The organism is Herpetosiphon gulosus (assembly GCF_039545135.1).
GTDB lineage: Bacteria > Chloroflexota > Chloroflexia > Chloroflexales > Herpetosiphonaceae > Herpetosiphon > Herpetosiphon gulosus.
In genome coordinates, this window is record NZ_BAABRU010000017.1 from 73,060 (window position 1) to 99,429 (window position 26,370).

Below are 26,370 nucleotides of genomic sequence, written 5' to 3' on the forward strand. Positions count from 1 at the left end.
TCTTGCCAGCACGAAGTGAAAAGAGCCATGAAATGGGTTAAGGTTTAGCAACATCAATGCACTAGAAATTGTGGCTGCATTTGACACAGACAACCGTTATAATACATCTGTTCGATTAAATTGGAGGATGCATGCATGGCCGTGTCAGAGCAGACGGTTGCCCGCGCCGCAAGCTTGCGCGATGAATTAAATGTATACAATCATCATTATTATACGCTTGATGCACCGCTTGTGAGCGATGCTCAATACGACAGTTTATTAAATGAATTGCGGGCAATTGAGGCCGAATATCCCGAATTACGCACCCCCGATTCACCAACCCAACGGGTTGGTAGTGCTCCATTGAGTAAATTTCCCAAAGTGCAACATCCCGTGCCAATGTTGAGCCTTGGCAATGCGTTTAATGCCGATGATTTGGCGGCGTGGCGACGACGTGCTGAGCAAATTATTGGTACGCAGCCAATGAGTTACACCGTTGAGCCAAAAATTGATGGCTTGGCCGTGGCATTAACCTATATTAATGGGGTGTTTAGTGTTGGTGCAACTCGTGGCAATGGCGAAATTGGTGAAGATATTACCGCCAACCTACGCACAATTCGCGATGTGCCCTTGCGCCTTCAGCCAATCGACGGCCAAGCCTTGCCCGATCGAATCGAAGTGCGCGGCGAGGTCTATTTGCCGATCGAATCGTTTAATCAATTAAATGAACGCCAAGCCCATGCTGGCGAAAAAGTCTTTGCCAACCCACGCAATGCTGCCGCTGGATCGTTGCGCCAGCTCGATTCAACGATTACTGCTGGCCGTCCGTTGCGCTTTTTTGCCTATGCTGTCGGCCCTTTTAGCGGTGTTGAACTCAATAGCCAAGCCCAAACCCTCGATACCCTGCGCAGTTATGGATTTAGCGTAAATCCCGATACCCGCCTGTTTGCTGATTTTGCGGCGGTGATTGAGTATTGCCACGAATGGATGAGCCGCCGTGAATCGCTGAGCTATGAAGTTGATGGTGTGGTGGTCAAAATTAATGATTTTGCGATGCAACGCGAATTAGGTGTGGTTGGTCGTGATCCACGCTGGGCGATTGCCTATAAATTTCCAGCTCGCGAAGAAACCACCACCTTGCTCAATATTGTGATCAACGTTGGCCGCACTGGTAAGTTGATTCCCAATGCTGTGCTCGAACCTGTCAGCTTGGGCGGCACGACCGTGCAACATGCCTCGTTGCACAATGCCGATTACATTATTAGCCGCGATATTCGCATCGGCGATCGGGTCGTGGTCAAACGGGCTGGCGATGTGATTCCCTATGTGATTGGGCCAATCGTCGAGGCCCGCACTGGTAACGAGCAAGCTTGGCCCGCGCCAACCCATTGCCCAACCTGTGGCCAGCCAGTCGAGCAAATTGCTGATGAAGTTGATATTTACTGCGTCAATAATACTTGTCCTGCGCGTTTGATTCGGTCAATCGAACACTGGGTCAGCCGTGGCGCGATGGATATTGTCGGCATGGGCGAGCGTCAAGCCAGCCAATTTGTCGAAATCGGCTTGATCACATCGATTCCTGATATTTATCGTTTGAGCGTTGATAGCTTTGTGGGGCGCGAAGGCTATGGCGAACGCCGCGTGGCTAATTTGCTGAATGCGATCGAAGAATCCAAGCAACGCCCGCTTGATCGGGTGATCACCGCTTTGGGAATTAACGGCGTTGGTACGGTGGCAGCGGCGGATTTAGCCCGTTATTTCCGTTCATTGCCAGCCTTAGCCCAAGCCACGATTGAGCAATTGACCGCGATTGATGGCATTGGTGGCAGCACCGCCCAAAGCGTGGTTGATTTCTTCGCTACGCCAGCTAACCAACAATTAATCGCCGAACTATTGGCTTTAGGCCTCAAAGCCGAGCCTGGCGAAGTCGCTGAATTGCAGAGTGACCGTTTGGCGGGCAAAAGCTTTGTGATTACTGGAACTTTGCCTGGTATTAGCCGCGAAGCCGCTCAAGCCTTGATCGAAGCGCATGGCGGCAAGGTTGGCGGTAGCGTCAGCAAGAAAACTGATTATTTGCTAGCAGGTGAGGCGGCTGGCTCGAAATTGGCCAAAGCCCAAAGTTTGGGTGTGAAAGTGCTGAGCATGGATGAATTGCATGCGCTGCTTGATGGGTAGTCGTTGATTTTTTGTTGATCCACGAAGAGCACGAAGCTACACGAAGGCTGAAATTGCGAGAGCTGAAACCGCGAAGAACGCGAAGAACGCGAAGGATGTTAGGCTACAGGCTATCGGAACAATTGTTGGCATTTCAACAAATCTCCGATAGCCTATAGCCCTACTTCGTGTCCTTTGTGGATAAAAAAGCTCGCCTCTGCGTTAAATTCTGAATCCAAATCCAGCGAAATATTCTAAGAGTCTAATCTGGTAAGTTTTGTAACCATAAATATTGCTGTCTAAAATCTTCAGGTGTTTCATATTGTAAGGAATATCCATCATCGAATACACTAAGAGGTAAGCGAGGAAGATTTTGCTTTTCACAGTTAGGATTATGAAAGACAAAAAATCGTAGAAAAAATTGATTATTACTTATCCATTCAATAAATGTCGAATTAGAGTTATCCATACATATCCAATCAAAAGTTGCTATAGCACTAATTTGAGGATTTTTACCAAAAACTCTGTTGATAATTTTTGCATAATATAAATGCTCTATCTTGATATCACCGTTTAATGAAATAGCAATGATTTTTGGTATTTGATTTAATTGCGAATTATTTGCATAAGTATCTAATTGTTTAATTCCCTTATTGATGCTGTCTGAAATTGCACGATTATTAAGTATTCCATATATAGGTATTTGTAAATATTGATCAAATCGCATTTCAATACCTGTTATTTGAAAAGAAATTTCGATTTTCCCTTCCATAAAATCATAAGAACATAAATATAAATTATTGCCATAAAAATCCCATTTATTATTAGTATGACTCCAATTTAATTGATCTTTTGGGTTGTTTTTGAGTAAATATATAATATCTTTCGTAATATCATATAAGAATTTTTTTAACATATTTTCTGATGGTATAAGCATAAGATGATTATGTATATATAATCTACAAGGTAATTTCGTATATGGCTTCTTTTGAAAGTAATCATATACTTTTTTGCAAAAATTATTTTCAAAATCCGACTGAGTATTCATTTCTCTTCGTGCCGATAAAATTGTTTTAAGTTCACATAATATTTTGTAATCATTATTTTCTACAAGAAAATCAGAAGTTAAATCAAATCCTTCTTCAATTTTATTAGCAATCCAACCTCTCTTTTTAAAATATTCCATAAATATGGTTTCATTACGTTTAGCTTCATTACTGGGTGGAACTTCATCATAATATAACATAGTTAGACCTCAATATATTTTAGACTAAATCAAACCTCTATATTGAATTCATCCAAGAAACTAGCTATAGGCTATTGGAATACCACAAAACATTCCAATAGCCTATAGCCTTACTGTTTCGTGCTCTTCGTGTCCTTCGTGGATCAAAACTCCCGATCAATCCTTATACGGATCGAACTCGTTTTCGCCAGCCATTGCCACACCCAGCGGCTGCAAGGTATGCACAATTTTGATTGTATTGGCGTGGTGGTTGAGCACCTCAGGCAAGCGTTTGTAGCAATGTGGCGATTCATCGGTGCCTGCGCCGCGCAATTCAACCCCTTGCTTTTGAATCCACTCATTCATCATTTCGCGCGAGATTTTGCCAGGTGCAATCACTTTACCAGTGCGATAATTGATTTTGCCCCGCGCGGCGGTGCGGCTCATCACCCGACCTGCGCCATGCACGGTTGAATGCAAGGCAGTTTGGGCTTCGGGCGAATCAACGCCTTCTAAAATAACCGAAATATCGCCCATTGAGCCGCCAACAAAGCCGCGCTGACCAGGAAAAGCTGGGGTTGCGCCTTTGCGCACGACCCACAAATCCACGCCGTTGTGAGTTTCGCGCCAAGCAAAATTATGGTGATTATGCACTTCTTCAAGGATAGTTGCGCCTAAAATGCGGGCAACCTCAGCACAAACCCAATCGCGGCCAGCGTAGGCATAGCGCCCAGCCAAGGCCATACAACTCAAATATTGCTCGCCCAAATCCGAGGCGGTTGGTAAGATCAACGGCGCAACATCCATGCCATCTTTGGCTCCGCCCGCCTCTAAAAAGTAGGTCGCGGTTTTGTGGCCCAAACCACGTGAGCCAAAGTGCACGCCAATCCACGTCCGATCACGCTCATCGGCGAATAAATCGACATAATGATTGCCTGAGCCAATTGTGCCAAGCTGATTGCGGGCAGTTTGTTTCAAGTCTTTGACCGCTGGAATTTGCCACGCTGGGTCATCAAACAAGTCGTGATCAACGCTTTGGCGGTTGTTCAGGCCAACACCAAACGACAACGAACGCCAGATGTCGTCCATAATCGGTTTGATTTTAGCGCGAACTTCGCTGGCTGGCAGATCGAGCAAGACGGCTTTGTTGCCGCAAGCGATATCGTAGCCAACGCCCGAAGGGCTAATTGCATCACGATAAGCGACTACGCCGCCAATTGGCACCGCATAGCCCTTGTGATGATCAGCCATCAACGCCACAGCATCGGCCTCAAGTGCACAGGTTTTAATCTGGCTCAAAGCTCCTTGATCGATTGGATCGCCCCAGATTGGAATATTCTCAACGTACTGCACGAATCTGCTCTCCTATCGCTTAAAACAAAATTGGGTTCTGATTCGATTTCATGCCCTCACCCCCTAGCCCCCTCTCCCGCAGTGCGAGGCGAGGGGGAATCCCACCAGCATGAATATTGGAACTCCCCTCGCCCGCCGCAGTGGGAGAGGGGTCGGGGGGGAGGGACATTAATGTTTGTCACTTTAATAACATATGCCGCTTAAAACAAAATTGGGCTATAGCATAGCATAGCCCAGTTCAAAAGTCGCTCGTTCGTTGGGATGATTATTTTAGGCGGCAACGATAAAGCGCAATTCTGTTTGCCATGGATCGTGCACAACCAGCCCATCGGCTTGCTCTTGAACCGCAACCTCAGCCACTTGCAAGCGTTGACGCACGATTTCGAGGGCGGCTTGGTTTGGCATAATAATTTCAAAATAGCCTAAACCAGCAGCATCGTTGGGTTGTTGTGGCCCATTTTGGCTTTGCCACACATTCAAGCCTAGGTGGTGATGATAGCCACCTGCGCTGACAAATAATGCGCCTGGATAATGCGCCACAATATCAAAGCCCAAGACCCCGTGATAAAACTCTTCGGCTTGGCGTAAATTACCCACTTGTAAATGCATATGACCAATCTTTGTGCCATCAGGAATGCCTACCCAAGCGGGTGCAGTCGGAGTTATTTCGGCCAAAACTCCATACAGATCAAGCGATTCGGTGACCATATGCACTTCGCCATTGGCTCCCCAACGCCACTCGTTGCGCGGTCGATCACGGTAAATTTCCAAGCCATTGCCATCGGGATCATCGAGATACAAAGCTTCGCTGACCGCATGATCCGAAGCGCCAAAGCGGTAGCGCACCGCCAACAACCGCTGCAACACATAGGCCAAATCGAGGCGTGTTGGCAAGAGAATTGCGGCGTGGTACAAGCCAGTGGTGTGGCTGGGGTGGCGCTTCAAGCCAGCTTCAACATCCAAGCGCAGCACAACATGGTTGGGCGACCCCAACAAAATCGTTGAGTCAGTTTGTTCTAAAACCTGAAAACCAAGTAAATCGCGGTAAAACACTAATGAGCGGCCAGCATCAGCGACACGCAGGGTAGTTACGCCGAGCGTCGTAGCGGCATCGATAGATTGTGGCGTAATCGTGCGAAATGTAGCCATAAAAATCAAGTCCTTTCGAGCAATCAGTACAGCGTTGTTACTGTCAAGCTGTAACCATTCTACGCCCGATTTGTCCTTAATGTTGTCCCCCGGTTTATCCTTGTTCGCGTCACAATTCGGCTTTATGCGCTTGATTTGGCTCGATCGGCTGAATTAGCACCAAGCCCTGTTCATCAATGTTAACCATGATTGGGAGTTGGGGTGGTGGTGTAGCCTGCCATTGAAGGTAGCGCCCGAGCAGCCAAAATGTTGCTGCTCCAACAATTAATGCCAAAACAAGCATGCCGCCGCCTAAAAAATAATTGAAACAGAACCAAAGCATGGTCACGCGCACGACCCCAAGCGCAAAGCAGAGCCAAGCCGTTCGTGCAACCATCTTTTGGCGAGCAAACATCCAACCAAATGGCGCATAAACCAGCAAGAGTTGCATTGGCCAGTGATAGGCGAAAACAATCGAGCCTGCCGCAAAATCGCTGCCAACTAAACTCAAAAGATAGCCATAATCCCACCAGCGAATGCAAGGAATCAGGTAGAGCAAGCTAACAAATGGCTCGATCAGGTTGAGTAATACGGGGCGCAACGTTCGGCGCAAATCAGGGCGTTGGCGATACAGCCCAAGCGCTTGCTTCAATAGTAGGCCAGCATAGCCAGTCAGTCCAAAAATTCCTGCAAACAAAGCGATTAAGCCTAGATAATGCATCGTCATTACATAACCTATAAATTAATTCTCCTCATTATTGATCAGTCTTTATTAATTACGTAGAGTAAACAGATTTAAGGCATATTGGTCGAGATGTGGGTTGTTTCTGGCTTGGCTGGCTCAATCGCAAGTTGTTGGTTATGCAGTGTGACGACTGGTATTGGTGCTTGCAGAATGGTTTTGGCATACTGATAGATTTTGTAATAGCTATAGATACTGAGACCCACCGCGAGTGGTACGAGGTAAGGGATTGTAAACAGTAGTAGCAATACTGTAATAACGCTAATCATACGTAAAAACCCATAAATGAAGCTGACTTGGGCGCTTTGACGGGTTATTGGATTACCGTTCAATAATCCAACTGCTGGAATAACTACCAAACATCCAAGCATTGGCCAATAAAACTCTAAATAATAGGATACAAACTCTCCAAAAATTGAAGAAAATACCTTATCTTGGTCTAACAAGATGGAGAGCATATCGTCGGATGCATGGGAAGAATATGTTCTAAATAGGATGAGTCCTATAATCCAGCCTGTCGAAATAATTGGCTCAAGCAGATTGATGATGATTAAACGCCAGGCTGCCTTGGCATGGTTTTTTGGCATAGCTACTATCCGCCCAACTAAAAATAATACCCAAATATAGATTGGGACGATCACTATTCCAACACTGATTAATCCAAAAATAACGATAGCCTCTATGCTGATACCGACCGATAGCATTATCATAGCCATATCTCCCTAACTAAAAGCTTAATTTCATGATGACACGGCTAAATGGCTTAACAATGGCGGTTGATCGGGAAAATTGTTCTTCAAATGGATGTAAACTGGATTTAGCACAATAAAAAACCACCCCTGCAAACAGGAGTGGTTGGGTTTGGTGGGTGGTATTAAACTCGAATTCATAACTTCGTTGCTGTGAACGCTATGTTCTATCCCCCAATGTCTAGCGTTCGGCGTAAATTAATGCTCAAGTAGGTTGCTCAACAGTAGGCCAGTATAACCAGTTAGCCCAAAAATCCCTGTAAACAAAGCGATTAGGCCTAGGTAGCGCATCGAATTTACTCAATCGATGGCACAATAGCTTGAATCGCAAGGCCATGTTGATCGAACACAACTGCCAGTGACGATTGAGCCATTAACGATTTGTAATAGCTATTAATCAACCGAAACGACCAAATGCTCAAACCAATCGCAATCAAAATCATCGCGCCAACCATAATAAGATTGAAGCACAACCAGACCATTGCTAAGCGCATTGCTCCCGTCCAGAGGCTGCGGATAGCGGTTGCCCGAACTTGCGAGTGAGGGATAAATAATAAAGCCAAGACTGGAATTCCAATCAGCAGTAGTGCCATTGGCCAATAGTAAACAAAAAAGCTTGAAGCTGCCGCCCAAGGCTGCTCAACTGAACCAATCAGCGACTCAAAATCAAAGTATATTAATTGAATCAGCAGCCAAATTCCCATAATAAATGGTTCGGCTAAATTAACCAGCAGTAGCCAAGCTGAAGTTCGTAGATCTGAGCGCTGTTGCGCTAATTGCACCACCCGATTAAAAATGATGCCAACATGAATATAGAAACCCAAAACACATAAACCCAGCACAAGTAAAATCATACTGCCCATCGCCTACTCCTTATGATCATTGCAAACTCTAATCTTGCTCGTTGCTGCAATCATCCTAGCAGGCTAGGTTATGTTAAATCAATACCCCTTATGGTCTAATTGGGGTATCAATCTGCATTTAATTGCTTGGCCATGGCACAGCAAAAAACCACCCCTGCAAACAGGAGTGGTTGGGTTTGGTGGGCGGTACTGGACTCGAACCAGTGACCTCGTCGGTGTGAACGACGCGCTCTAACCAACTGAGCTAACAGCCCATTGCCTTCAAGGCACTGCCGAGTATAGCATAGGCCTAGGCTTTGCGCAAATTGTGGCGTTGGGAGTTGGTTGTTGGGGAACGGGGATCGGGCGTTTTGATCCACGAAGAACATGAAGCGCACGAAGGAAGTAAGGGATCAGGATTCAGGGACGAGGGGTCAGCTTTGCATTACCTCGCCTAACCATAAATCCTGACCCCTGATCCCTAAATCCTAGTCCCTATCACCCTCTGCGCCTCTGCGTTAAATTCCGATCCCGATGTTACCTTCTGATTTTTGACTTCTGACTTTATGCTCTATGTTCTATGTTCTTCCTCGTGGTCTGCAATTTGCTCAAACAAACTTAGCGATCTTTGTTTATCAGAAGGAAGTATGGCGATGTTGAAACCAATTTTTGGGATAGTGCGGGTGCTGATTGCTGCGCAAGTTGGCTCGTATCTTGGCGATACGCCCAAGCATGGCGCTGGTACGCCCAAGGGGTTGGCGCTAGGCCCAGTTAACGTGACGCTCTCGAATGTGGCTCCAGCAGCGGTTGTAGGTGTACTGTGTGGCAATTCGATGATTTATTCGTTGCTGACAAGTTATGCCTTGAGCAGCATTATTGGCGATAAATTTGAGGAAAAGGTTTTGCAGCAAATTGGGCAATAAACAATGCGCCCAAGCATTGCAACTTGGGCGCTGGCTTGATTACTTACTTTGTGGTGCTTCGACAGCCAAGACATAGCCAGTCCCACGCACAGTCAAAATATAGCGTGGATTTGATGGATCTGGCTCAATCTTTTGGCGTAAGTGGTAGATATGTGGCTTAAGCAATTCGGCGGCTTCGCTGCTTTCGGCCTCATAGCCTTGAGCACAACGCAACAAATTGGCGTAGCTCATGACTAAGCCTGCTTGCTGAGCCAAACAGCTTAACAAACGAAATTCAGTTGGCGTAAGATTCAGGGTTTGGTCGCCAAGCCGCGCCATTTGTCGCCATAAGCCAATTTCTAGCTCACCGACCCGAATCCATTGATCGCCTGCTGGTTGCTGGGTTGGGGTTTCGTTTGGCTCTTGTTGTTTGCCGCCAAGCTCACCGACAACAGTTTGAAGCGTCGTCATCAGGCTCTTTTTATGTCGCTGTTCGGCCTGAGCTTCAAGTGCACTTTTGACCCGCGCTAGCACATCTTGCGGGCTAGAAGTTTTGAGCATATAGTCGAACACACCCAAGTGAATGCCTTCGATGGCACTATCGAGCGACCCATGGCCAGTCAAAATCAAAATTGCTGCATCAGCATAGCGTTCGCGCACCCGCTGGGCAACCGTAATCCCATCTACGCCAGGCAAGCGTAAATCCAAAAGAAACAAATCGAAAGGCCGTTGGGCAATCCGGTCGAGCGCTTCCTCGCCACTATCGGCAGTTTGCACATCGTAGCCACGTCGCCGCAGCAAATCGCCAAGGGTGGCGCGAATGGGGAATTCATCATCAACTAATAAAATCGAAGCTTGACTCATCGAAGGATACTCCTAGTTAGGTTGGTAGGGTAGCACAACACGGAAGGTTGAGCCAACCCCAACGGTGCTGTCAACCTCGATTTGGCCACCATGCTGGGTTACAATATGAGCACTAATCGGCAAACCAAGACCGGTTCCATTGGGTTTGTTGGTAAAAAATGGCTCAAACAGGTGTGCCCGAATATCATCAGGAATACCTGTTCCCGTATCGCAAATTTCTATTGTAACAAAGCTTGTGGCAGCCTCGGTTGTGACGGTTAATGTACCACCGTTGGTCATTGCATCCAAAGCATTCAAAACCAAGTTTAAAAATACTTGGCGTAGTTGGTCAGCATTGCAAACCACCGCTGGCAAATGGGTATCAGGCGTAAAGGTGATCATGGTGTTGTTATGGCGGGCGTGCAAGCCAGCCAGCGCCAAGGTTTCTTCAATTACGGCGTTGAGATCGGTGGGAGCCATCTCGCCGCGCATCGGGCGATAAAAATCACGCATGCGTTCGATAATTCCGGCGATGCGGGTTAATTGATCACGCGCTAATTGCATCACAGTTGATTCACGCACTTCTTCGGGCAAATCTTCTTCGAGCAAGAGCAAGGCGTTACGGGCCGCATACAGCGGATTGTTAATTTCGTGGGCAATCGAGGCTGAAAGCTGGCCAACTGCTGCCAAGCGTGCGCCTTGCAACAAGGCGGCTTCGGCGGCACTGACCCGTTGAGTTAAGCGATGTTCATGCTCTTTGGCCAGTTTCTTTTGCTCGGTAACATCGCGTACTACGGCAATAATTAACAATTGATCGGCGGTTTTCAATGGGCTAAGGCTAATTTCGGTGTAAAACTCAGTGCCATCACTGCGCCGCGCCAACAAATCTGAGCCAATACCCATTGGGCGGGTACGGGGTTCGCGGGTGTAATTGCTGCGATAGGCCACATGCACGCCGCGCACGCGCTCGGGAATCAACAATTCAATTGGTTGGTCAACCATCGATTCACGATCATAGCCAAAAATAGCCTCGGCTTGGGCATTGACCACACTAATAATGCCGTGGGCATTGACAATCACTACACCATCAGGAGCCGCCTCTAACAAGCTTTGAAAAAGTGGCTCGGCTGGTTGGGTCGCCAATTGATGCCGTAATAACTCAACTTCACGTTTAAGGCTGGCGTTTTCTGTTTCAAGCTGTTCACGACTCAGCATACCAAAAACTCCCTTGAATGATTGGCAATCATAGCATATTTGAAGGCGAGAGGTCAGAGGTTAGGGTTGATCCACGAAGGACACGAAGTGCACGAAGGTTAATTTTTTAGCCACAGATTACCCAGATTGTTTGATTCTTCTGTTCTACCCATCCACTTTCTATTTTGCCACTGCCTTTCCTGATCCCTGATCCCCGGCCCCTCCATCTCTCTGCGCCTCTGTGTTAAAAGCTGATCTCCAACCCCTGACAATCAATCAAAAATCCTATTGCTCTATGTTCTATGCTCTATGCTCTATGCTCTATGTTCTATGCTCTTGTCATGGCCTGAATTATGCTAAACTAGCAGGCTCGCTCATATGTGTCTGAGAAGCCAAAAGCGCCTATGTTATAATGCAGTACATTCATATGCCGAGGAGGATGTGTGAGCCGCTTCAGCGATGTCACCAACATTTGGTCAACCATAAAAGAAATTGATGTGCGCGATATTCGCGATCAGGCTGATTTGCCGTGCCGGATTGCGTTACTTGGCCATGCAACGTTCGGGCGAGATTTGATTATGCGGTTGTTGACGCTTGGCGCTCAACGCTTTCCAGCCCGTACTCCGCAAGTCAGCATCGTCGATTTACCCTTGGGCCGCGAACAGGCCGCCGATCTCAACCGTGTCGATTTGATTGTACTCACGCTCGATGCTAACCAAGCCTTGAGCTACGACGAATTTCTAGCCTACGAAAAATTGGCGATTTTGCCAGTGCCACTGTTGATCGCCGTTTGGGGTACGAATCTCCCCAAAAGCTCCGAAAGCACCCACCAAGCCGATCTGCAAGCCTCGCCAGCAGTATTGCTCGACCCACAAGCCGAGCCGGCAACTCAGCGCAAAATGCTGGCCAAAGCAGTGCTCGAACTCGTACCAGAAGCTTTGCATATTGCGGCTGCTCGGCGCTACCCTGGTTTGCGCAGCGAAGTTACCAATAATTTGATTGGCAGCGTTTCGCTGAGTAATGCGACCTTTGCCTTTACTTCGGGCATCCCCGAGATGATTCCCGTTTTGAATTTGCCATTAAATGCTGCCGATATGCTGGTACTGACTAAGAATCAGGCGCTATTGGCCTATCGGGTGGCCTTGGCCATGGGTGCTGAAGGCGACTTTAGCGCCATGATTCGCGAATTGCTGCCCGTGGTTGGCGGTGGTTTCCTCTGGCGACAACTGGCCCGGCAACTGGTCGGCCTAATTCCAGGCATTGGCTTATTGCCAAAAGTTGCAGTGGCATATGCTGGCACGTTTGTGACTGGAATTGCGGCGTGGCGCTGGTATGAACGTGGCGAGTTGGTGAGCAAAGCCGAATTACAAAGCTTGGTCAAAGCAGCCTTAGAAGAAGGCCGACAACGGGCCAAGGCGCTGATTGGTAATCGTAAAGCTACTGACGATACTGCCACTGCATCAGCCAAACCCAGTTTGCGCCAACGGATCGGCGCAGTGCTGAACCCCAAAAACTGGTTCAAGGCACTACGTGCCCGCTTGAGCCGTAAACCTAAATCAATGCAAAAACCAACCGAGCCAACCGATCATTCCAACTCTGCTGCTTAACCATTGAGGATTATTATTCGTGGAAACCTTTGTGATTGAGGGCGGTCATCGCCTGAACGGGACGATTACGCCTGCCGGAAACAAAAATGCTGCCTTGCCATTGTTAGCGGCCTGTTTGCTCAGCGACCAACCAATTATTCTGCGTAATATGCCCGATATTGCTGATGTGCGCGTCAAGGTACAGTTATTGCAGTCATTGGGCATCGAATGTAGCTGGCTCGAAGAGAATGTACTGCGGGTTCACGCCGCCACCATCAATACCTCGGAGCCGGATACTGCGCTTGCGCGGCGAATTCGGACCTCGATTTTGCTGGCGGGGCCGTTGTTGGTGCGAACTGGTCGGGCAGTTTTAGCGCGACCAGGTGGCGATTCGATTGGCCATCGGCGTTTGGATACGCACTTTTTGGCGCTCACTGCCTTGGGTGCTGAAGTTGAAGTAACCAAACAAGCCTATGAACTCAAAGCCGATGGTTTGGTTGGCACGGATATTTTCCTTGATGAAATGAGCGTAACTGGCACTGAACAGGCGATCATGGCGGCTGTGTTGGCTACTGGCACGACCACAATTGTCAACGCCGCTTCTGAGCCACATGTGCAAGATCTGTGTCGTTGTTTGTTTGCCATGGGCGCTAAAATTACGGGCATCGGCACAAATAGCTTGCAAATTCAAGGGGTTTCGCGGCTGAATGGTACTGAATATACCCTCGGCCCCGATTTTATGGAGGTTGGTTCGTTTATCGGCTTGGCGGCAGTAACGGGCAGTAACATTCGCATCGCCAACGCACGCCCCGAAGAACACCGCATGACGCGAATTATGTTTGGGCGCTTGGGTGTAACATGGCAAGATGAAGGCCCGGATATTGTGATTCCTGCTGAGCAAGAGCTACGGGTGCGTGACGATTTGCACGGGGTTGTGCCCAAAATCGACGATATGCCATGGCCTGGCTTCCCACCTGACTTGATGAGCATTGCTTTGGTGATTGCGACTCAAGCTCAAGGCACGGTGTTGATCCACGAAAAGATGTTTGATGGACGCTTATTCTTTGTTGATAAATTGCTAAGCATGGGCGCACGGGTGATTTTGTGCGATCCGCATCGGGCGGTGGTGGTTGGCCCAGCCAAACTCTATGGCGAACGCCTGACCAGCCCTGATATTCGCGCTGGCATGGCCTTGGTAATTGCTGCCTTGTGTGCCAAAGGCACGAGTGTTATTTCGAATATTGCCCAAATTGATCGGGGCTACCAACGGATTGAACAGCGGCTGGCTGCGCTTGGAGCGCGGATCGAACGCCGTCCTGCTGAATAATGGCCTGTAAGGAGGGTCGGTGTGACCAAAGCTACCGAACAACGACATATCTTAATTGCTGATGACGATCCAGGGATTCGTGGTCTGTTATGCGAGGTCTTTGATGAAGAGGGCTATCTGACCGAGCCTGCTGAGCATGGCGGCGAAGTTTTAGCCAAAATGACCAAGAAACATCCCTATGATCTGTTGATTATGGATGTGCGCATGCCTGGCCAAGATGGCTTGACTATCCTTGAGCAATTGCGCAAAAATGGCATCACCACCCCAGTAATTATGATGACCGCTCATGGCACTTCATCAACCGCGATTCGAGCGATTCAAATTGGTGCCTACGATTACGTCATCAAGCCGTTTGATGTTGAAGAAGTAACTTTGGTTGTCAAACGCTTGTTCGATCATCAGCAATTGGCTTCGAAAGTGCGCGAACTCGAAGCCAAAAGTTTTGATCCCCGCGATAAGATGATTGGCAATAGCCCAGCCATGCAGGAGATCTACAAGCAAATTGGGCGTGTTGCTCACACCGACGCAACCGTTTTGATTACGGGCGAAACTGGCACAGGCAAGGAAGTTTTGGCCAACCTGATTCACGTGAATTCAGCGCGACGCAACGGCCCAATGGTCAAAGTCAATTGTGCCGCTTTGCCTGAATCGTTGCTCGAAAGCGAATTGTTTGGCCATGAAAAAGGCGCGTTTACTGGGGCAGTCGCTCAGCGCAAGGGTCGCTTTGAATTAGCCCACAAAGGCTCAATCTTCCTTGATGAAATTGGCGAAATGACCCTTGCTACCCAGAAAAAGCTGCTGCGCATTTTGCAAGAGCGCGAGTTCGAGCGAGTTGGCGGCACAACCACCGTGCGGGTTGATGTGCGGGTGATCGCGGCCACCAATCGTGATCTTGAAGCCGACGTGCGGGCTGGCACGTTCCGCGAAGATTTGTACTATCGTTTGAATGTGATCACGTTGCATTTGCCAGCCTTACGCCAACGGATTGGCGATATTCCCTTGTTGGCTGAATTTTTCTTGGATAAATATCGTTATGCGCCCTCATCGCCACCAGCTCGCATCTCCGAAGATGCCATGGAGCGCCTGAATAATTACGATTGGCCAGGCAATGTGCGCCAACTTGAGCATGAGATCGAGCGAGCGGTGATTTTGGCTCGTGGCAGTGTAATTACTAGTGAGCATATGTCGTTGGTTCCATCGTCACGCTCGGCTTTACAAGTTGATATTGCTGCTCGTTTGCGCGAAAAATCGACGCTTGATGAGTTGCTGGCCGATGTTGAACGTTTGGCCTTGCAAGAAGCACTGGTTCAGCACGACGATGATATTAAGGTTGCCGCTCGTAGCCTTGGCCTGAGCGAAGCCGATTTCCAAAAACGCCAGAAAAAGTATAGTTCGTAGGGGTTAGGGATCAGGGGTCAGGGGATAGATCTGCTATTACTCGCTGGTTTTAACGCAGAGGCGCAGAGAAAGATGAGGGATCAGAGGTCAGGGGCCAGAGATCAGGACGTTGGCATAAGTAGTCTTCGCGATCTTCGTGTTCTTCGTGGTTAAAATAACTTCTGACCTCTGACTGCTAGTCCCTGACCTCTGTATCCTAGTCCCTGACCCCTAGTTTTACTCGCCCTTGAATTCGGCGGCGCGGCGGGCGATTGCTGCTTGGACACCTTCGCTAAAATCGGTGGTGCGAATCAATTGGCTTTGGGCCCAGCCTTCGAGTAACAAGCCCCGATCAATATCAAACATGCCATCGATCACCCGCTTGGCCATACCAACAGCCAATGGCGCTGCCGAAATTAACTCATCAGCAAACGCTTGCACCACAGCATTTAACTCATCAGCATCAGCTAATTGATTGACAATGCCCCAGCGCTCAGCATCAGTGGCGCTGAACATTCGCCCGGTCATAATCAATTCTTTGGCGCGGCCAACTCCAACCAAGCGGGTTAAGCGAGTTGTGCCACCAACGTCAGGTACGATCCCCAAGCGGGTTTCAGGCAAGGCCAATTTCGTACCTTGGGCAGCAATCCGAAAATCACAAGCTAAGGCAATTTCCAAGCCCAAGCCAAGGCACATGCCATGCAAGGCAGCGATGGTGGGAATTTCCAAGCGTTCGAGGCGAGTGGTCAAAGCTTGCCAATCGTCGGTGATCGTGCGCATTTGGCGTAACCAGTGCTCACCATAGCGATTGGGCAAATCCATCAAATCGCCAAGATCGATGCCTGCCGAAAAGACCGAGCCATATCCGCTCAACACAACCACCCGCACGCCCGAAGCACTGGCGGCCTGATCGATCGCCGCGCGTAAATCCTTGCCAACTTGCCAACTAATAGCGTTGCGCTTTTCAGGTCGATTGAGGGTAATGCGAAAAATCGCGCCAGTTTGTTCAGTTGTGACTAAACCACTCACAGCATGCTCCTTTGCACAAAAAAAGACGCTGCATCGTTGATGCAACGTCGATTGTACCGCTTATGCTTCGGCTGTGGCGTGGCGATTGCCGCCGTAAAAGGCAATTTTATCCTTAATATGTTCGTAATTGGGCTTGACGATGGTATAAACCCAGCCGATATCCGCCACCACGCCTGCATCAGTCACTAAATCAATCCAGAAGCAGGTGCCTTTATGGGGGCAAACATAGGTGCGTTCAGTCACCCGTAAATTGTGCATATTGACTGCTGCTTGGTCAAAATACCAATTGCCTTCGAGCCTAAAAACCGACTGAGTTTCAACCCCTTTGGCCAAGGTCGCATTATCATGTTTCGCTTTAATGCTAATTTCCCGTAACATGGATCGCCCTCCGTTGATAACAGAAAAATCGTACCACGAAAAAGCCCCTAAATCAGGCCCAAGATCGAGCGCAAGGCGAAATCGTGGTATGATTTTGGCAGCTACGACGCGCCATGCATTTCCGGCGCGTTAATCATCTTTAGTTCAAACCAATCTAGGATTAGCAATTATGGCAAAGATTATGGTCGCCATGAGTGGCGGCGTGGATAGCTCGCTCACCGCAGTTTTGCTCAAAGAACAAGGTCACGATGTGACTGGCGTGACCATGCACCTGTGGGAAGGCGATGATAATGGAATCATGGAAAGTCAATGTTGCTCAGTCGAAATGACTGCTGGAGCGCGGCGCGTCTGTGCCCAATACGACATTCCCTACTATGTATTCAATTATCAAAAAGATTTTCGCAAGCATGTGATCGATTATTTCTTGCGTGAATATTCGAGCGGAGCCACCCCCAACCCGTGCTTGGCCTGCAACCGTGATCTTAAATTTCGGGTGCTGCTCGAACGGGCTGAACTTTTGGGCTTTGATGGCTTAGCTACGGGCCATTTTGTGCAGATTACAGGTGGCGGCGAACAGCCTTACGATCTGCGGCGCGGAATTGATATCAACAAAGATCAATCGTATGTGTTGTATATGCTGAGCCAACGTGAATTGAGCCGTTTACACTTTCCATTGGGTGGTTTTACCAAGCCCCAAGTACGCCAAATGGCCCGTGAACGCGGCTTAGTGACCGCCGACAAGCCCGAAAGCATGGATATTTGTTTCATACCCGATAACAACTATCGACGCTTTTTGAACGAAGAACGACCTGAAATTATGCAACCAGGCCCAATTGTCAATCGCCATGGCACAGTGCTTGGTCAACATAAAGGCTTGCCGCAATACACGATTGGTCAGCGCAAAGGCTTGGGAATTGCCGCAGGCTCGCCATTATTCGTGATTGAAATCGACACGGTACGTAATTTGCTGATTGTCGGTGACGCAGACGAACTTGAACGCCGCGATTTTGTGATCGACGATGTGCGCAGCGTCTATGGTCAGATCGAAGCCGGAACCTATGCGGTGCAAATCCGCGCTCATGGCGAAGCCGTGCCAGCTACCATCACCTCCCGCGAGGATGGCACGCTGCACATTCGCTATGACCAACCACAACGTTCGGTGACTCCAGGCCAAGCTGCCGTGCTCTATCGTGATGATCGAGTCTTTGGTGGCGGTCGGATCAGTACGGAGCGCTATTCGTGAGCGAGCTAGAGCCAGCAGCATTAATTATTGCGCTGCTTGCCAGCGTTTACGGAGCCTTGGCGCATCTCTTTTGGGGCCAGCGTTGGCGACATTTGCCACTTTTTCTAGGCACAGCGCTGATTGGCTGCCTGATGAGCTATGCCTTTAATTTGCATTTTATTGGGGCTGGGCCAGTTCCAGCAGGCGTACCATTGGTTGAATCGACGATCGCCGCATGGATTATGTTAATCCTAGCAACCCGACTGCGCGTTTAACCCCTAGGAATGCAAAAAAGGCGACAATATTCCTGTGGTGAAAGTGTGGCATATTTCTAGGCAATATGCTATAATCGCCGCGATCAAATCCCTCTTTGTAAAGCATTAAATGTACCTTTCGACGTTTTGATTGGTCGTGTCGGTACGCTGGAGGATTGCTTGAAGAAGTTTGCCATCATCGGGGGCATCGTCCTCCTTGTTCTTGGGATTGGTCTCCCGATTTTGTTGATATCGATGGGCTGGCTGAACGAAGCCCGTGATCTTGCGATTATCCTCTTGGCAATTTTCCAACTCTTCTCTGTCACCTTAATGATTATTTTGGTGGGCGTGTTGGTGGTGATGGTCAACGAGTTACGCAACTTGGCCAAGGAAAAAATCTCGCCCAAGGTCGAAGATGTGCTGGAACGGGTCAAAGACATTACCGAAAACGCCAAATCGACGACCACAACTGCCAAGCAAACTGCCTCGTATGTGGCTGAAGGCGTAGTTTCGCCAGTGATCAAGGCTGCGAGCTTGTTGGCAGGAGTCAAAGCCGGAGCTAAGTCGTTGGCGCGACGGCAAGCGCGTGGCACATTGCCCAACGATCATAACCAAAATAACTAGGCTGCCCTCTTGTCAAACGACAAGGGCTAGTGGTACGATACACAGACCAACCCATCCTCCTATGTGGTGAACGCTATGGCTGAACGGTTTCCGTATGGTGGACAAGCGGTAATGGAAGGCGTGATGATGCGCGGTTTGCACCGGGCTAGTGTCGCTGTCCGTTCACCTTCCGGCCAGATCGTCATCCGCGACCGTGAACTAAACTTAGAGCGGCGGGTTTTTTGGAGTCGGCTACCACTGCTGCGAGGCATTCAGCTTTTGGGTGATGCCTTAGTGATTGGGATGTGGGCCTTGATGTTCTCGGCGAGTGTAACCGACGATCAAGCCGAGCAACCCTTGAGCAAAGGGCAAACAGCACTGCTGGTAACTACCTCGGTCGGCATATCGATCGCCTTATTTTTTGTTTTGCCTTTGCTAGTGGCTTCGGGAATTGCCAGTTGGGCCAATCTCGGCATCTACAGTCGCGAAACGATTGAAGGCATCACCCGCTTAGTGATTTTTGTTGGCTACTTGGTACTTGTCGGGCGAACCGCCGAAATCCGCCGAGTTTTCGGGTATCATGGGGCTGAGCACAAAGCCGTTTCGGCCTACGAAGCTGGTTGTCCATTGACCGTTGAGCATGTTCGACCGTTCACAACCATCCACCCGCGCTGTGGCACAACCTTATTACTGATTGTGGTGGTGCTCAGCATTCCTGTATTTGCATTGCTTGGCACGTTTCCCTTTTGGCTACGTTTGCTAAGTCGAATCATCCTAGTGCCGTTTGTGGCGGCGCTTGCCTACGAGCTTATGCGGCTAACCGCAAGCAAGGCAACCAACCCGATTGTGCGTGGTTTGATGACACCAGCATTGGCGCTGCAACGCTTGACCACCCGCGAACCCGACGATGCCATGCTTGAGGTAGCAATCGCTGCACTGGCGCGGGTCTTGGCCGCCGATGGTCAAACGGTTGAAAGTCAGCCAATCGCGGTCGATATTCGGCCTGCACTTACGTCCTAACATCGTACATCCAGAGTGAGGGCATCTGTATGGCTCTTGTTGGTAATTTGCGCGACTTTGCACTCGCTGATTTTCTTTATCTGATCGATCGCGGGTACAAAACTGGCAGTTTACAACTGAACCGTCAAAGTGCCGCAGCAACGCTCTACTTTGAAAAGGGAAAACTGCTCTACGCCGCGCAAACGCAAGAACGCGAAACGCTCGGCGAAATGTTGCAGCGCACGGGGAAACTCACGCCGCAACAAGCGCAGCAGGCGGTGCAACTGCAGCAAACTGATGGCAATCAATCGCTTGGAACGGTGCTGATCGACAGCGATATTCTTACGCGCGAAGATCTGCAACGCCATATCCAAACCCACATAGAAGAGACGGTGTACAGTCTGTTTGGCTGGCCCGATGGTGAGTTTTGCTTCAATGCCGGGGTGAAACTCGACCGTGATGATGTCCAATCGCTGGTACCGCTTGGGGTGGAAAACCTCATTATGGAGGGTGTACGCCGCGTCGATGAATGGGGCCGCATCAAGGATCATATTCCCAATACCGATATGATCGCTCGCTTTGTCGATCAGCCACTCGAAAAGGCTAAAAGCATCAACTTAACGCCCGATGAATGGCGAATTTTTGCCCGCATCAACGGCAAAGATTCGATCAAAGAAGTGATTAGTCGGACTGGCTTGAGTGAATTTGATGTGAGCCGCATTGTATACGGCTTCATTTCGGCAGGCTTGGTTGAGGTAACCCGACCTCGCCCTCCTGTCCCAGCGACGGGACGCGCTGGTGCTGGTGCCGCTGCAGGAGCACCAAAACGCAGCCTCGTCTCACGGATCATCAATCGTATTAGGGGAATGTAGAAAGGCGGCGCTGCGCTGGAACACTCCCACACTCCCACCGGCAACCTAGCTCCGTCTTAGGAGGACGTATGCAGACTGTCAAAATGGTTATCAGTGGCGCGGTTAACGCTGGTAAAACACAGTTCATTCGTGCCATTAGTGAAATCGAGGTGGTTTCGACCGAACGGAAGGCCTCCGACGATACCAAGTTACTCAAAGGCGAAACCACCGTTGCAATGGACTTTGGCCGCATTACCATCAGTGATGATTTGGTGTTGCACTTGTTTGGCACACCCGGCCAAAAACGCTTCGACTTTATGTGGGAAATCTTGTCCGAGGGGATGCTCGGCTTGATTGTGTTGGTCGATAGCACCCGGCCTGAAACGTTCCGTGAAACAAATCGGATTATCGATTTCTTCACTTCGCAACGTGATGCGCCGTATGTCGTCGCTGCCAATAAGCAAGACCACGAGAACGCTTGGGCACCTGATGAGTTGCGGCTCGCCTTGCGGTTGCCAGCCCATGTTAAAATTGTTCCCTGTGTGGCAACCCAAAAGGATTCGGTTAAAAATGTGCTGCTAGAATTGCTCTACGTTATTATGCAGCGCTCAACCGACTAAAGGCGATTCCTTCACGCTTCATTGCTCTTTTTCGCCATGCCGTACTCTGCCTCAGAGTGCGGCTTTTCGCCATTCTAGAGAGAGGTTTCGATGCAGCTTAATTTGCCAATTCTCGACCAATTGCAGGGTCGTCGTTCTATCCTGATCGCAGGCATGGGCGGCGGTTTTGATATTTTTTGTGGTTTGCCGATTTTTTTGCAATTACGCCAACAGGGCTTTAATGTGCACTTGGCCAATTTCAGTTTTAGCGATCTTGAGGCTGCCAGCAATCTGCATTATCTTGGCGATACCGTTTATGGTGTGCCAAGCTTGCCGCATGAGCCAGAGTTTGTGCCCAGTCATAGCCCAATTGATGCAACCCAAGTGGTCTTGTTTCAGCGCTACAGTCCGTTTATCTATTTTCCCGAGTTGTATTTGGCCGAGTGGTTTCGCCAAACCTATGGCGAGCCATTAACGGTTTGGGCTTTTTTGCGCAGCGGGGTTAAGCCACTTTTGGCTAGTTATCGTCGCTTGGTGCAGCATCTCTCAATTGATGCCATCATTTTGATTGATGGTGGGGTTGATGCTTTGGTACAGGGCGACGAGGCCGAAATTGGCACCTTGGTTGAAGATTCAATCTCCTTAGCCGCCGTCAATCAGTTGCATGAGGTTCCGACCAAAATTGTGGCCTGCATTGGCTTGGGCGCTGAACGCGATATGCATTATCCCCATATTTTTCAAAATATTGCTACGCTGGCTGAGGCCGAAATTTTGCTAGGCACATGTAGCCTGGTCAAGCAGATGCCAGTTTATCAAGCCTACGCGGCGGCGGTGCATTGGACACAATCACGAATTTATCAAGACCCTAGTGTGATCAACAGCTCAATTATTTCAGCGGTTGAGGGCTATTTTGGCGATTATCATCTGACCAGCAAAACCGAGGGTAGTAAACTTGATATCAATCCGTTGATGAGTATCTATTGGTTTTTTGATTTGGTGGGTTTGGCTGAGCAGCATTTGTTGCTGGAGCCGCTGTTGGAGACTGAACATTTGCGCGAGGTGGTGCAGTGGGTGCATACGCTACGGGCAAATTTGCCAATTCGTCCGCGCTTACGTTAATTGCTTTGCTTCATTCCAATCAGCTGTAATTTGAATTAGGCGAAAACTAAATTGATCACCACCCTTCCGTCCCGCCTCCAGGCGGGAGACGCAGGGCGCTTTAATCCCCTGCATCCCCTCAATGACATGTGGTGGTGAACAGGCATTCAACGATGAATCACGGGATTGGTGGTTCACAATGGAAAACGGTTAAAAACCTACCCTTGAAAGCTAGCCCCCGTTCCCGTCCAGCAAGCGAGGGGGGAACCACGAAACCAAAAGCCCCTCGCCCGCCGCAGTGGGAGAGGGGTTGGGGTGAGGGCAATCTTATTGTTTCTCAGTTCGTTTGGCTGCTTCCCAGAGCGTGTCGGCTTCGCTCAAGCTGAGTTGGCTCAGTTGGCGGCCTTGAGCTTGGGCGGCTTGCTCAACGGCCACGAAACGGCGGCGAAATTTGCTAATTGTGCCACGCAAGGCACTTTCTGAATCAATTTTGAGCCAACGGGCAAGATTGGTTAGCGCGAAGAGTACATCGCCAAATTCAGCGGCTTGTTCTTCAGGGCTAACGGCGGCTTGTAATTCAGCAATTTCTTCATGGACTTTGGCCCAAACCCCACTAATATCGGGCCAATCGAAGCCAACCTTGGCGGCTTTTTTGCCAATGAGTTGAGCGGTTGCCAGCGGTGGCAAGGTTTTGGCAATACCATCAAGCGCACTGTGGCGTTGACTGCCTTTTTCTTGATGCTCGGTCGCCTTAATCGCATCCCAGTTGCGCAATACTTCGTCGGCATCGCTAACCTCGGTAGTGCCAAAAATATGTGGGTGACGACGAATGAGCTTGCTGTTGATCGCTGTATAGACCTGATCAAGATTGAAGCGGCCTGCTTGGCGACCAAACTCGGCATGAAAGACGATTTGCAAGAGTAAATCGCCCAATTCTTCTTTGAGATTTGGCCAATCCTCGGCATCAAGTGCTTCGAGTGTTTCATGGGTTTCTTCGAGCAAAAATTCGCGTAAGCTGGCAGGCGTTTGTTTGCGATCCCATGGGCAGCCGTGTGGCCCCGCCAAACGCGCCATAACCCATTCTAAAGTGCTTGGGCTAGCCAAATCGGCTTCGATGCTGAGTGCTGGCAGATACCAAGCTTGGGCACTGCTGGCAGTGGCGAGCGTTTGTTGGTTCAGGCTAGTTTCATTTAAGCGATGCACGGGATGTTCGGCAGGATAGCGCCGTAATAAACTGGCTCGAACCGCTGATAGATTGCTTGAATCGATTTCGGTGATGATCAAGGCTTGGGCGGATTGAAAGGGCAGCGGGCTAAGCAAAGCTTGGTATTCAGCGATATTTTGCAATTCGCACCAAGCCCGATCAGCGCCCTCGGCAGGAGTGGGAATTGGAGCTAGTAATTTGTGGGCAGGCACAACTTGGAAGCCTTGGCTCAAATCAAGTGGTAATTGCGCGAGAAGTTGACTTAACATTCTTGCTCCTAAAATAAAGAGCGACAGGATGAGCAATGCATCCTGTCGTAACGCCCATTGGCATTGCTCTGATTATTGATCTTGGAAAACGGTGACTGATTCAGGGAAGGGCACTTCCTCGGCTCGCACGTAATTTTTGATCAAATCGTTTTTGCGATATTCTTCGACTTTGGCTTGAATATAGGCATTGCCTTCGGGCGATTCCATTAATTCTTGGAATGAGCCAAAGCCAATTGCATTGCGGCTTTCGGTAATTTTGATGATGTGATAGCCAAATTGAGTTTGAACCGGCTCACTCAATTCCCCAATTTCGAGCGCATTCAGGGCCGCAGCAAATTCGGGAACGAAGCCAGCATATTGCTCTTGGGCATACCAGCCAAGGTCGCCGCCGTTGCTACCACTGCCAGGATCAGCCGAATATTGTTGGGCTAAGGTTGAAAAATCTTCGCCGGCTTTTAATTGGGCCAGCAACTGGTTGGCTTGTTCTAGCGCAACGCTCGGGCTGACGGTTTCGCTTGAAATCAAAATATGAAACAAATGGAATTGAGGGGTCGCACTAGGTATCTCGACCTTTTGGGCATAGCTTTCGTAGGTTAAAATTTGCGCCACATAGGCTCGCATATTTTCAACCGTGCCAAAGCGATTTTGTTTGGCAAAGGCTTCGTAATCGGCGTAGGTTGGTTTTTCCTTGGCCACAGCCTGATCGATCATCATCGTGGTTTGTTCGGCTGAAACGCTATCGATGCCCGCCCCAAGTTTAGCGCTTTCTTCCAAAATTACTTTTTGCAAAATCATTTGATCTAAAAGTTGTTGACGGGTGGTATTGGCATCAAGGCCACTGGCATTTTGGTTGATAATATTCGAATTCAAATCTAAAAAGGTTGTAAATTCTGCTTCGGTGATCGAGGAATTGCCAACCTCAACCAAGACTTTGGATTGGCTGGTAGTAATTTCACTACCACAGCCTGCTAGGATTGCGATTACCAAACAGAGCAGCAACCACTGGGCGTGTCGTCGCATGAGCGAAAATCCTCCACATTCTTGAAATGCTAAATTATATATCTCATTGATACCGCAGCCATGGCCGCTTGTCAAACGCCAAGCGAGACAGCCGTAGTTCGACTGCCTCGCTTAAGCTAGTTAATTGGTTGATTTAGGCGTATTCTGGCTGGCCTGGCACTGGAAATGCCGCGCACAATTCGCGTACTTCGCCAGCAATTTTGGCTTGTAGGCTCTTGTTACCCAATTCACGCACGATTTGGCCGACCCAAACCGCAATTTGGCGCATTTCGTTTGGCCCAAAGCCCTGGGTCGTCGCAGCAGGCGTACCAAAGCGCAAGCCGCTGGCCGTCATTGGTGGCTTGGGATCGAATGGAATGGCGTTTTTGTTGACGGTGATGCCAGCATGGTCAAGGGCTTTTTCAGCGTCTTTGCCTGTGGCATTCACGGGAGTCAAATCGACCAGCAATAGGTGGTTATCGGTGCCACCGCTAACGATTCGCAAGCCTTCATTGGTCAAGGCTTCGGCCAAAACTTTAGCATTTTCGACTACGCGCCGCATATAGTCGCGATATTCAGGTTGCAGCGCTTCACCAAATGCCACGGCTTTCGCCGCGATCACATGCATCAACGGGCCACCTTGCACGCCGGGAAATACGGTTTTATCGATATTTTTGCCATGCTCAGCACTGCACATAATCATGCCACCACGCGGGCCGCGCAGGGTTTTGTGAGTAGTGGTCGTGACGTATTGGGCCACGCCGATTGGCGATGGGTGCAAACCTGCAGCGACAAGACCCGCAATGTGAGCAATATCGGCCATCAAAATTGCCCCAACATTGTCGGCAATCGTGCGTAGCAAATCGAAATTGATCACCCGAGGGTAAGCGCTGGCCCCACAAATAATCATTTTGGGCTGGGTTTTGTGGGCAATCTCGGCAACTTCTTCATAATCGATCTGTTCGGTTTCGCGATCAACGCCATAGCCGTGAATCTCATACGATTTGCCCGAGAAGTTGAGTGGATGACCATGGGTTAAGTGGCCGCCATGAGCCAAACTCATGCCCAAGACGCGGTCGCCATGCTCAAGCGTGGCCAGTTGCACCGCCATATTGGCTTGTGCTCCAGAGTGGGGTTGCACGTTGACGTGTTCAGCACCAAAGAGCTGCTTAGCGCGTTTGATCGCCAAGTCTTCAGCAACATCAACAAACTCGCAGCCACCATAGTAGCGTTTGCGCGAATAACCTTCAGCATATTTATTGGTCAACACCGAACCTTGGGCAGCTAATACAGCGGTGCTGACATAATTTTCAGAGGCGATCAACTCAATCCCATGGCGTTGGCGTTCAGCTTCAGAGTCGATAGCTTGCGCCAAATCGGGATCTTGTTGGCGCAATACATCCATTAACGACATGCGTACACTCCTTGTCTACGTGGAAACATCCTTGCAGCCGGTTGGGCTTG

At 49.2% G+C, this 26,370-nt stretch carries 25 protein-coding genes and 1 tRNA gene; 12 read left to right on the forward strand and 14 right to left on the reverse strand.

Annotated features, from left to right (window positions below):
- Positions 1-141 precede the first annotated feature (141 nt).
- Positions 142-2,154: an NAD-dependent DNA ligase LigA gene (gene ligA, locus ABEB26_RS20480; RefSeq protein WP_486348320.1), complete on the forward strand. Its 2,013-nt coding sequence runs from the start codon at positions 142-144 to the stop codon at positions 2,152-2,154.
- Positions 2,155-2,395: 241 nt separating this feature from the next.
- Here the strand turns inward: ligA and ABEB26_RS20485 are convergent, their stop codons facing one another.
- The 7 genes from ABEB26_RS20485 to ABEB26_RS20515 form a co-directional block, all read right to left on the reverse strand.
- Entirely contained in the window at positions 2,396-3,379 is a 984-nt protein-coding gene (locus tag ABEB26_RS20485; protein WP_345723930.1) for a hypothetical protein, read from the reverse strand.
- Between the two features lie 156 nt (positions 3,380-3,535).
- A complete protein-coding gene (locus ABEB26_RS20490; protein ID WP_345723931.1) occupies positions 3,536-4,711 on the reverse strand; it encodes an RtcB family protein in 1,176 nt (391 codons plus the stop codon).
- 270 nt (positions 4,712-4,981) lie between these two features.
- Positions 4,982-5,860: a VOC family protein gene (locus tag ABEB26_RS20495; RefSeq protein WP_345723932.1), complete on the reverse strand. Its 879-nt coding sequence runs from the start codon at positions 5,858-5,860 to the stop codon at positions 4,982-4,984.
- 109 nt (positions 5,861-5,969) lie between these two features.
- Positions 5,970-6,566, reverse strand: a complete 597-nt coding sequence (locus tag ABEB26_RS20500) for a hypothetical protein (RefSeq protein ID WP_345723933.1) — start codon at positions 6,564-6,566, stop codon at positions 5,970-5,972.
- A gap of 68 nt (positions 6,567-6,634) precedes the next feature.
- Positions 6,635-7,297, reverse strand: a complete 663-nt coding sequence (locus ABEB26_RS20505; RefSeq protein WP_345723934.1) for a hypothetical protein — start codon at positions 7,295-7,297, stop codon at positions 6,635-6,637.
- 329 nt (positions 7,298-7,626) lie between these two features.
- Positions 7,627-8,193, reverse strand: a complete 567-nt coding sequence (locus ABEB26_RS20510) for a hypothetical protein (RefSeq protein ID WP_345723935.1) — start codon at positions 8,191-8,193, stop codon at positions 7,627-7,629.
- 177 nt (positions 8,194-8,370) lie between these two features.
- Positions 8,371-8,447, reverse strand: a tRNA-Val gene (locus ABEB26_RS20515).
- 378 nt (positions 8,448-8,825) lie between these two features.
- Between ABEB26_RS20515 and ABEB26_RS20520 the strand changes: the two genes are divergently transcribed.
- Entirely contained in the window at positions 8,826-9,095 is a 270-nt protein-coding gene (locus ABEB26_RS20520; RefSeq protein ID WP_345723936.1) for a hypothetical protein, read from the forward strand.
- Between the two features lie 39 nt (positions 9,096-9,134).
- On the opposite strand, the gene ABEB26_RS20525 is transcribed toward ABEB26_RS20520, so the two are convergent.
- Positions 9,135-9,938 (reverse strand): response regulator, encoded by an 804-nt coding sequence (locus ABEB26_RS20525; RefSeq protein ID WP_345723937.1) that lies wholly within the window; start codon positions 9,936-9,938, stop codon positions 9,135-9,137.
- 12 nt (positions 9,939-9,950) lie between these two features.
- Positions 9,951-11,132: an ATP-binding protein gene (locus ABEB26_RS20530; RefSeq protein WP_345723938.1), complete on the reverse strand. Its 1,182-nt coding sequence runs from the start codon at positions 11,130-11,132 to the stop codon at positions 9,951-9,953.
- 422 nt (positions 11,133-11,554) lie between these two features.
- Here ABEB26_RS20530 and ABEB26_RS20535 point away from each other — a divergent pair, with 422 nt between their 5' ends.
- Genes ABEB26_RS20535 through ABEB26_RS20545 form a run of 3 tightly spaced genes read left to right on the forward strand, consistent with a single transcriptional unit; the run spans position 11,555 to position 15,422 of the window.
- On the forward strand, positions 11,555-12,718 hold the full coding sequence (locus ABEB26_RS20535) for a hypothetical protein (RefSeq protein WP_345723939.1): 1,164 nt from the start codon (positions 11,555-11,557) through the stop codon (positions 12,716-12,718).
- A 19-nt stretch (positions 12,719-12,737) separates the two neighbouring features.
- Positions 12,738-14,024: a UDP-N-acetylglucosamine 1-carboxyvinyltransferase gene (gene murA / locus ABEB26_RS20540; protein ID WP_345723940.1), complete on the forward strand. Its 1,287-nt coding sequence runs from the start codon at positions 12,738-12,740 to the stop codon at positions 14,022-14,024.
- Positions 14,025-14,045: 21 nt separating this feature from the next.
- Complete coding sequence (locus tag ABEB26_RS20545) at positions 14,046-15,422, forward strand: sigma-54-dependent transcriptional regulator (RefSeq protein WP_345723941.1); 1,377 nt, start codon at positions 14,046-14,048, stop codon at positions 15,420-15,422.
- Positions 15,423-15,638: 216 nt separating this feature from the next.
- Here the strand turns inward: ABEB26_RS20545 and ABEB26_RS20550 are convergent, their stop codons facing one another.
- The gene (locus tag ABEB26_RS20550; RefSeq protein ID WP_345723942.1) at positions 15,639-16,430 is read right to left on the reverse strand and encodes an enoyl-CoA hydratase/isomerase family protein; all 792 of its coding nucleotides are present in this window, start codon (positions 16,428-16,430) and stop codon (positions 15,639-15,641) included.
- A gap of 60 nt (positions 16,431-16,490) precedes the next feature.
- A complete protein-coding gene (locus tag ABEB26_RS20555) occupies positions 16,491-16,808 on the reverse strand; it encodes a DUF427 domain-containing protein (protein WP_345723943.1) in 318 nt (105 codons plus the stop codon).
- Between the two features lie 169 nt (positions 16,809-16,977).
- On the opposite strand from ABEB26_RS20555, the gene mnmA reads away from it, so the two are divergent.
- The 7 genes from mnmA (at position 16,978) to ABEB26_RS20590 (ending at position 22,455) form a co-directional block, all read left to right on the forward strand.
- Entirely contained in the window at positions 16,978-18,051 is a 1,074-nt protein-coding gene (gene mnmA / locus ABEB26_RS20560; protein WP_345723944.1) for a tRNA 2-thiouridine(34) synthase MnmA, read from the forward strand.
- Positions 18,048-18,305 carry a hypothetical protein gene (locus ABEB26_RS20565; protein ID WP_012188398.1) on the forward strand — a complete coding sequence of 86 codons (258 nt, stop codon included), beginning with the start codon at positions 18,048-18,050 and terminating at the stop codon, positions 18,303-18,305. Before mnmA ends, ABEB26_RS20565 begins: the two co-directional genes overlap by 4 nt.
- Positions 18,306-18,464: 159 nt before the next feature.
- Positions 18,465-18,908: a hypothetical protein gene (locus ABEB26_RS20570; RefSeq protein ID WP_345723945.1), complete on the forward strand. Its 444-nt coding sequence runs from the start codon at positions 18,465-18,467 to the stop codon at positions 18,906-18,908.
- Between the two features lie 75 nt (positions 18,909-18,983).
- Entirely contained in the window at positions 18,984-19,907 is a 924-nt protein-coding gene (locus ABEB26_RS20575; RefSeq protein WP_345723946.1) for a DUF1385 domain-containing protein, read from the forward strand.
- A 29-nt stretch (positions 19,908-19,936) separates the two neighbouring features.
- The gene (locus tag ABEB26_RS20580) at positions 19,937-20,758 is read left to right on the forward strand and encodes a DUF4388 domain-containing protein (protein WP_345723947.1); all 822 of its coding nucleotides are present in this window, start codon (positions 19,937-19,939) and stop codon (positions 20,756-20,758) included.
- A gap of 68 nt (positions 20,759-20,826) precedes the next feature.
- Positions 20,827-21,357: a GTP-binding protein gene (locus ABEB26_RS20585; protein ID WP_012188402.1), complete on the forward strand. Its 531-nt coding sequence runs from the start codon at positions 20,827-20,829 to the stop codon at positions 21,355-21,357.
- 90 nt (positions 21,358-21,447) lie between these two features.
- Entirely contained in the window at positions 21,448-22,455 is a 1,008-nt protein-coding gene (locus tag ABEB26_RS20590; protein WP_345723948.1) for a DUF1152 domain-containing protein, read from the forward strand.
- 306 nt (positions 22,456-22,761) lie between these two features.
- Here the strand turns inward: ABEB26_RS20590 and mazG are convergent, their stop codons facing one another.
- The 3 genes from mazG to ABEB26_RS20605 all read right to left on the reverse strand — a co-directional run bounded on the left by mazG (position 22,762) and on the right by ABEB26_RS20605 (position 26,311).
- Entirely contained in the window at positions 22,762-23,907 is a 1,146-nt protein-coding gene (gene mazG / locus ABEB26_RS20595) for a nucleoside triphosphate pyrophosphohydrolase (protein WP_345723949.1), read from the reverse strand.
- A gap of 72 nt (positions 23,908-23,979) precedes the next feature.
- Positions 23,980-24,927 carry a peptidylprolyl isomerase gene (locus ABEB26_RS20600; RefSeq protein WP_345723950.1) on the reverse strand — a complete coding sequence of 316 codons (948 nt, stop codon included), beginning with the start codon at positions 24,925-24,927 and terminating at the stop codon, positions 23,980-23,982.
- A gap of 133 nt (positions 24,928-25,060) precedes the next feature.
- Positions 25,061-26,311, reverse strand: coding sequence for a serine hydroxymethyltransferase (locus tag ABEB26_RS20605; RefSeq protein WP_345723966.1), 1,251 nt, complete (start codon positions 26,309-26,311; stop codon positions 25,061-25,063).
- Between the last annotated feature and the right edge of the window lie 59 nt (positions 26,312-26,370).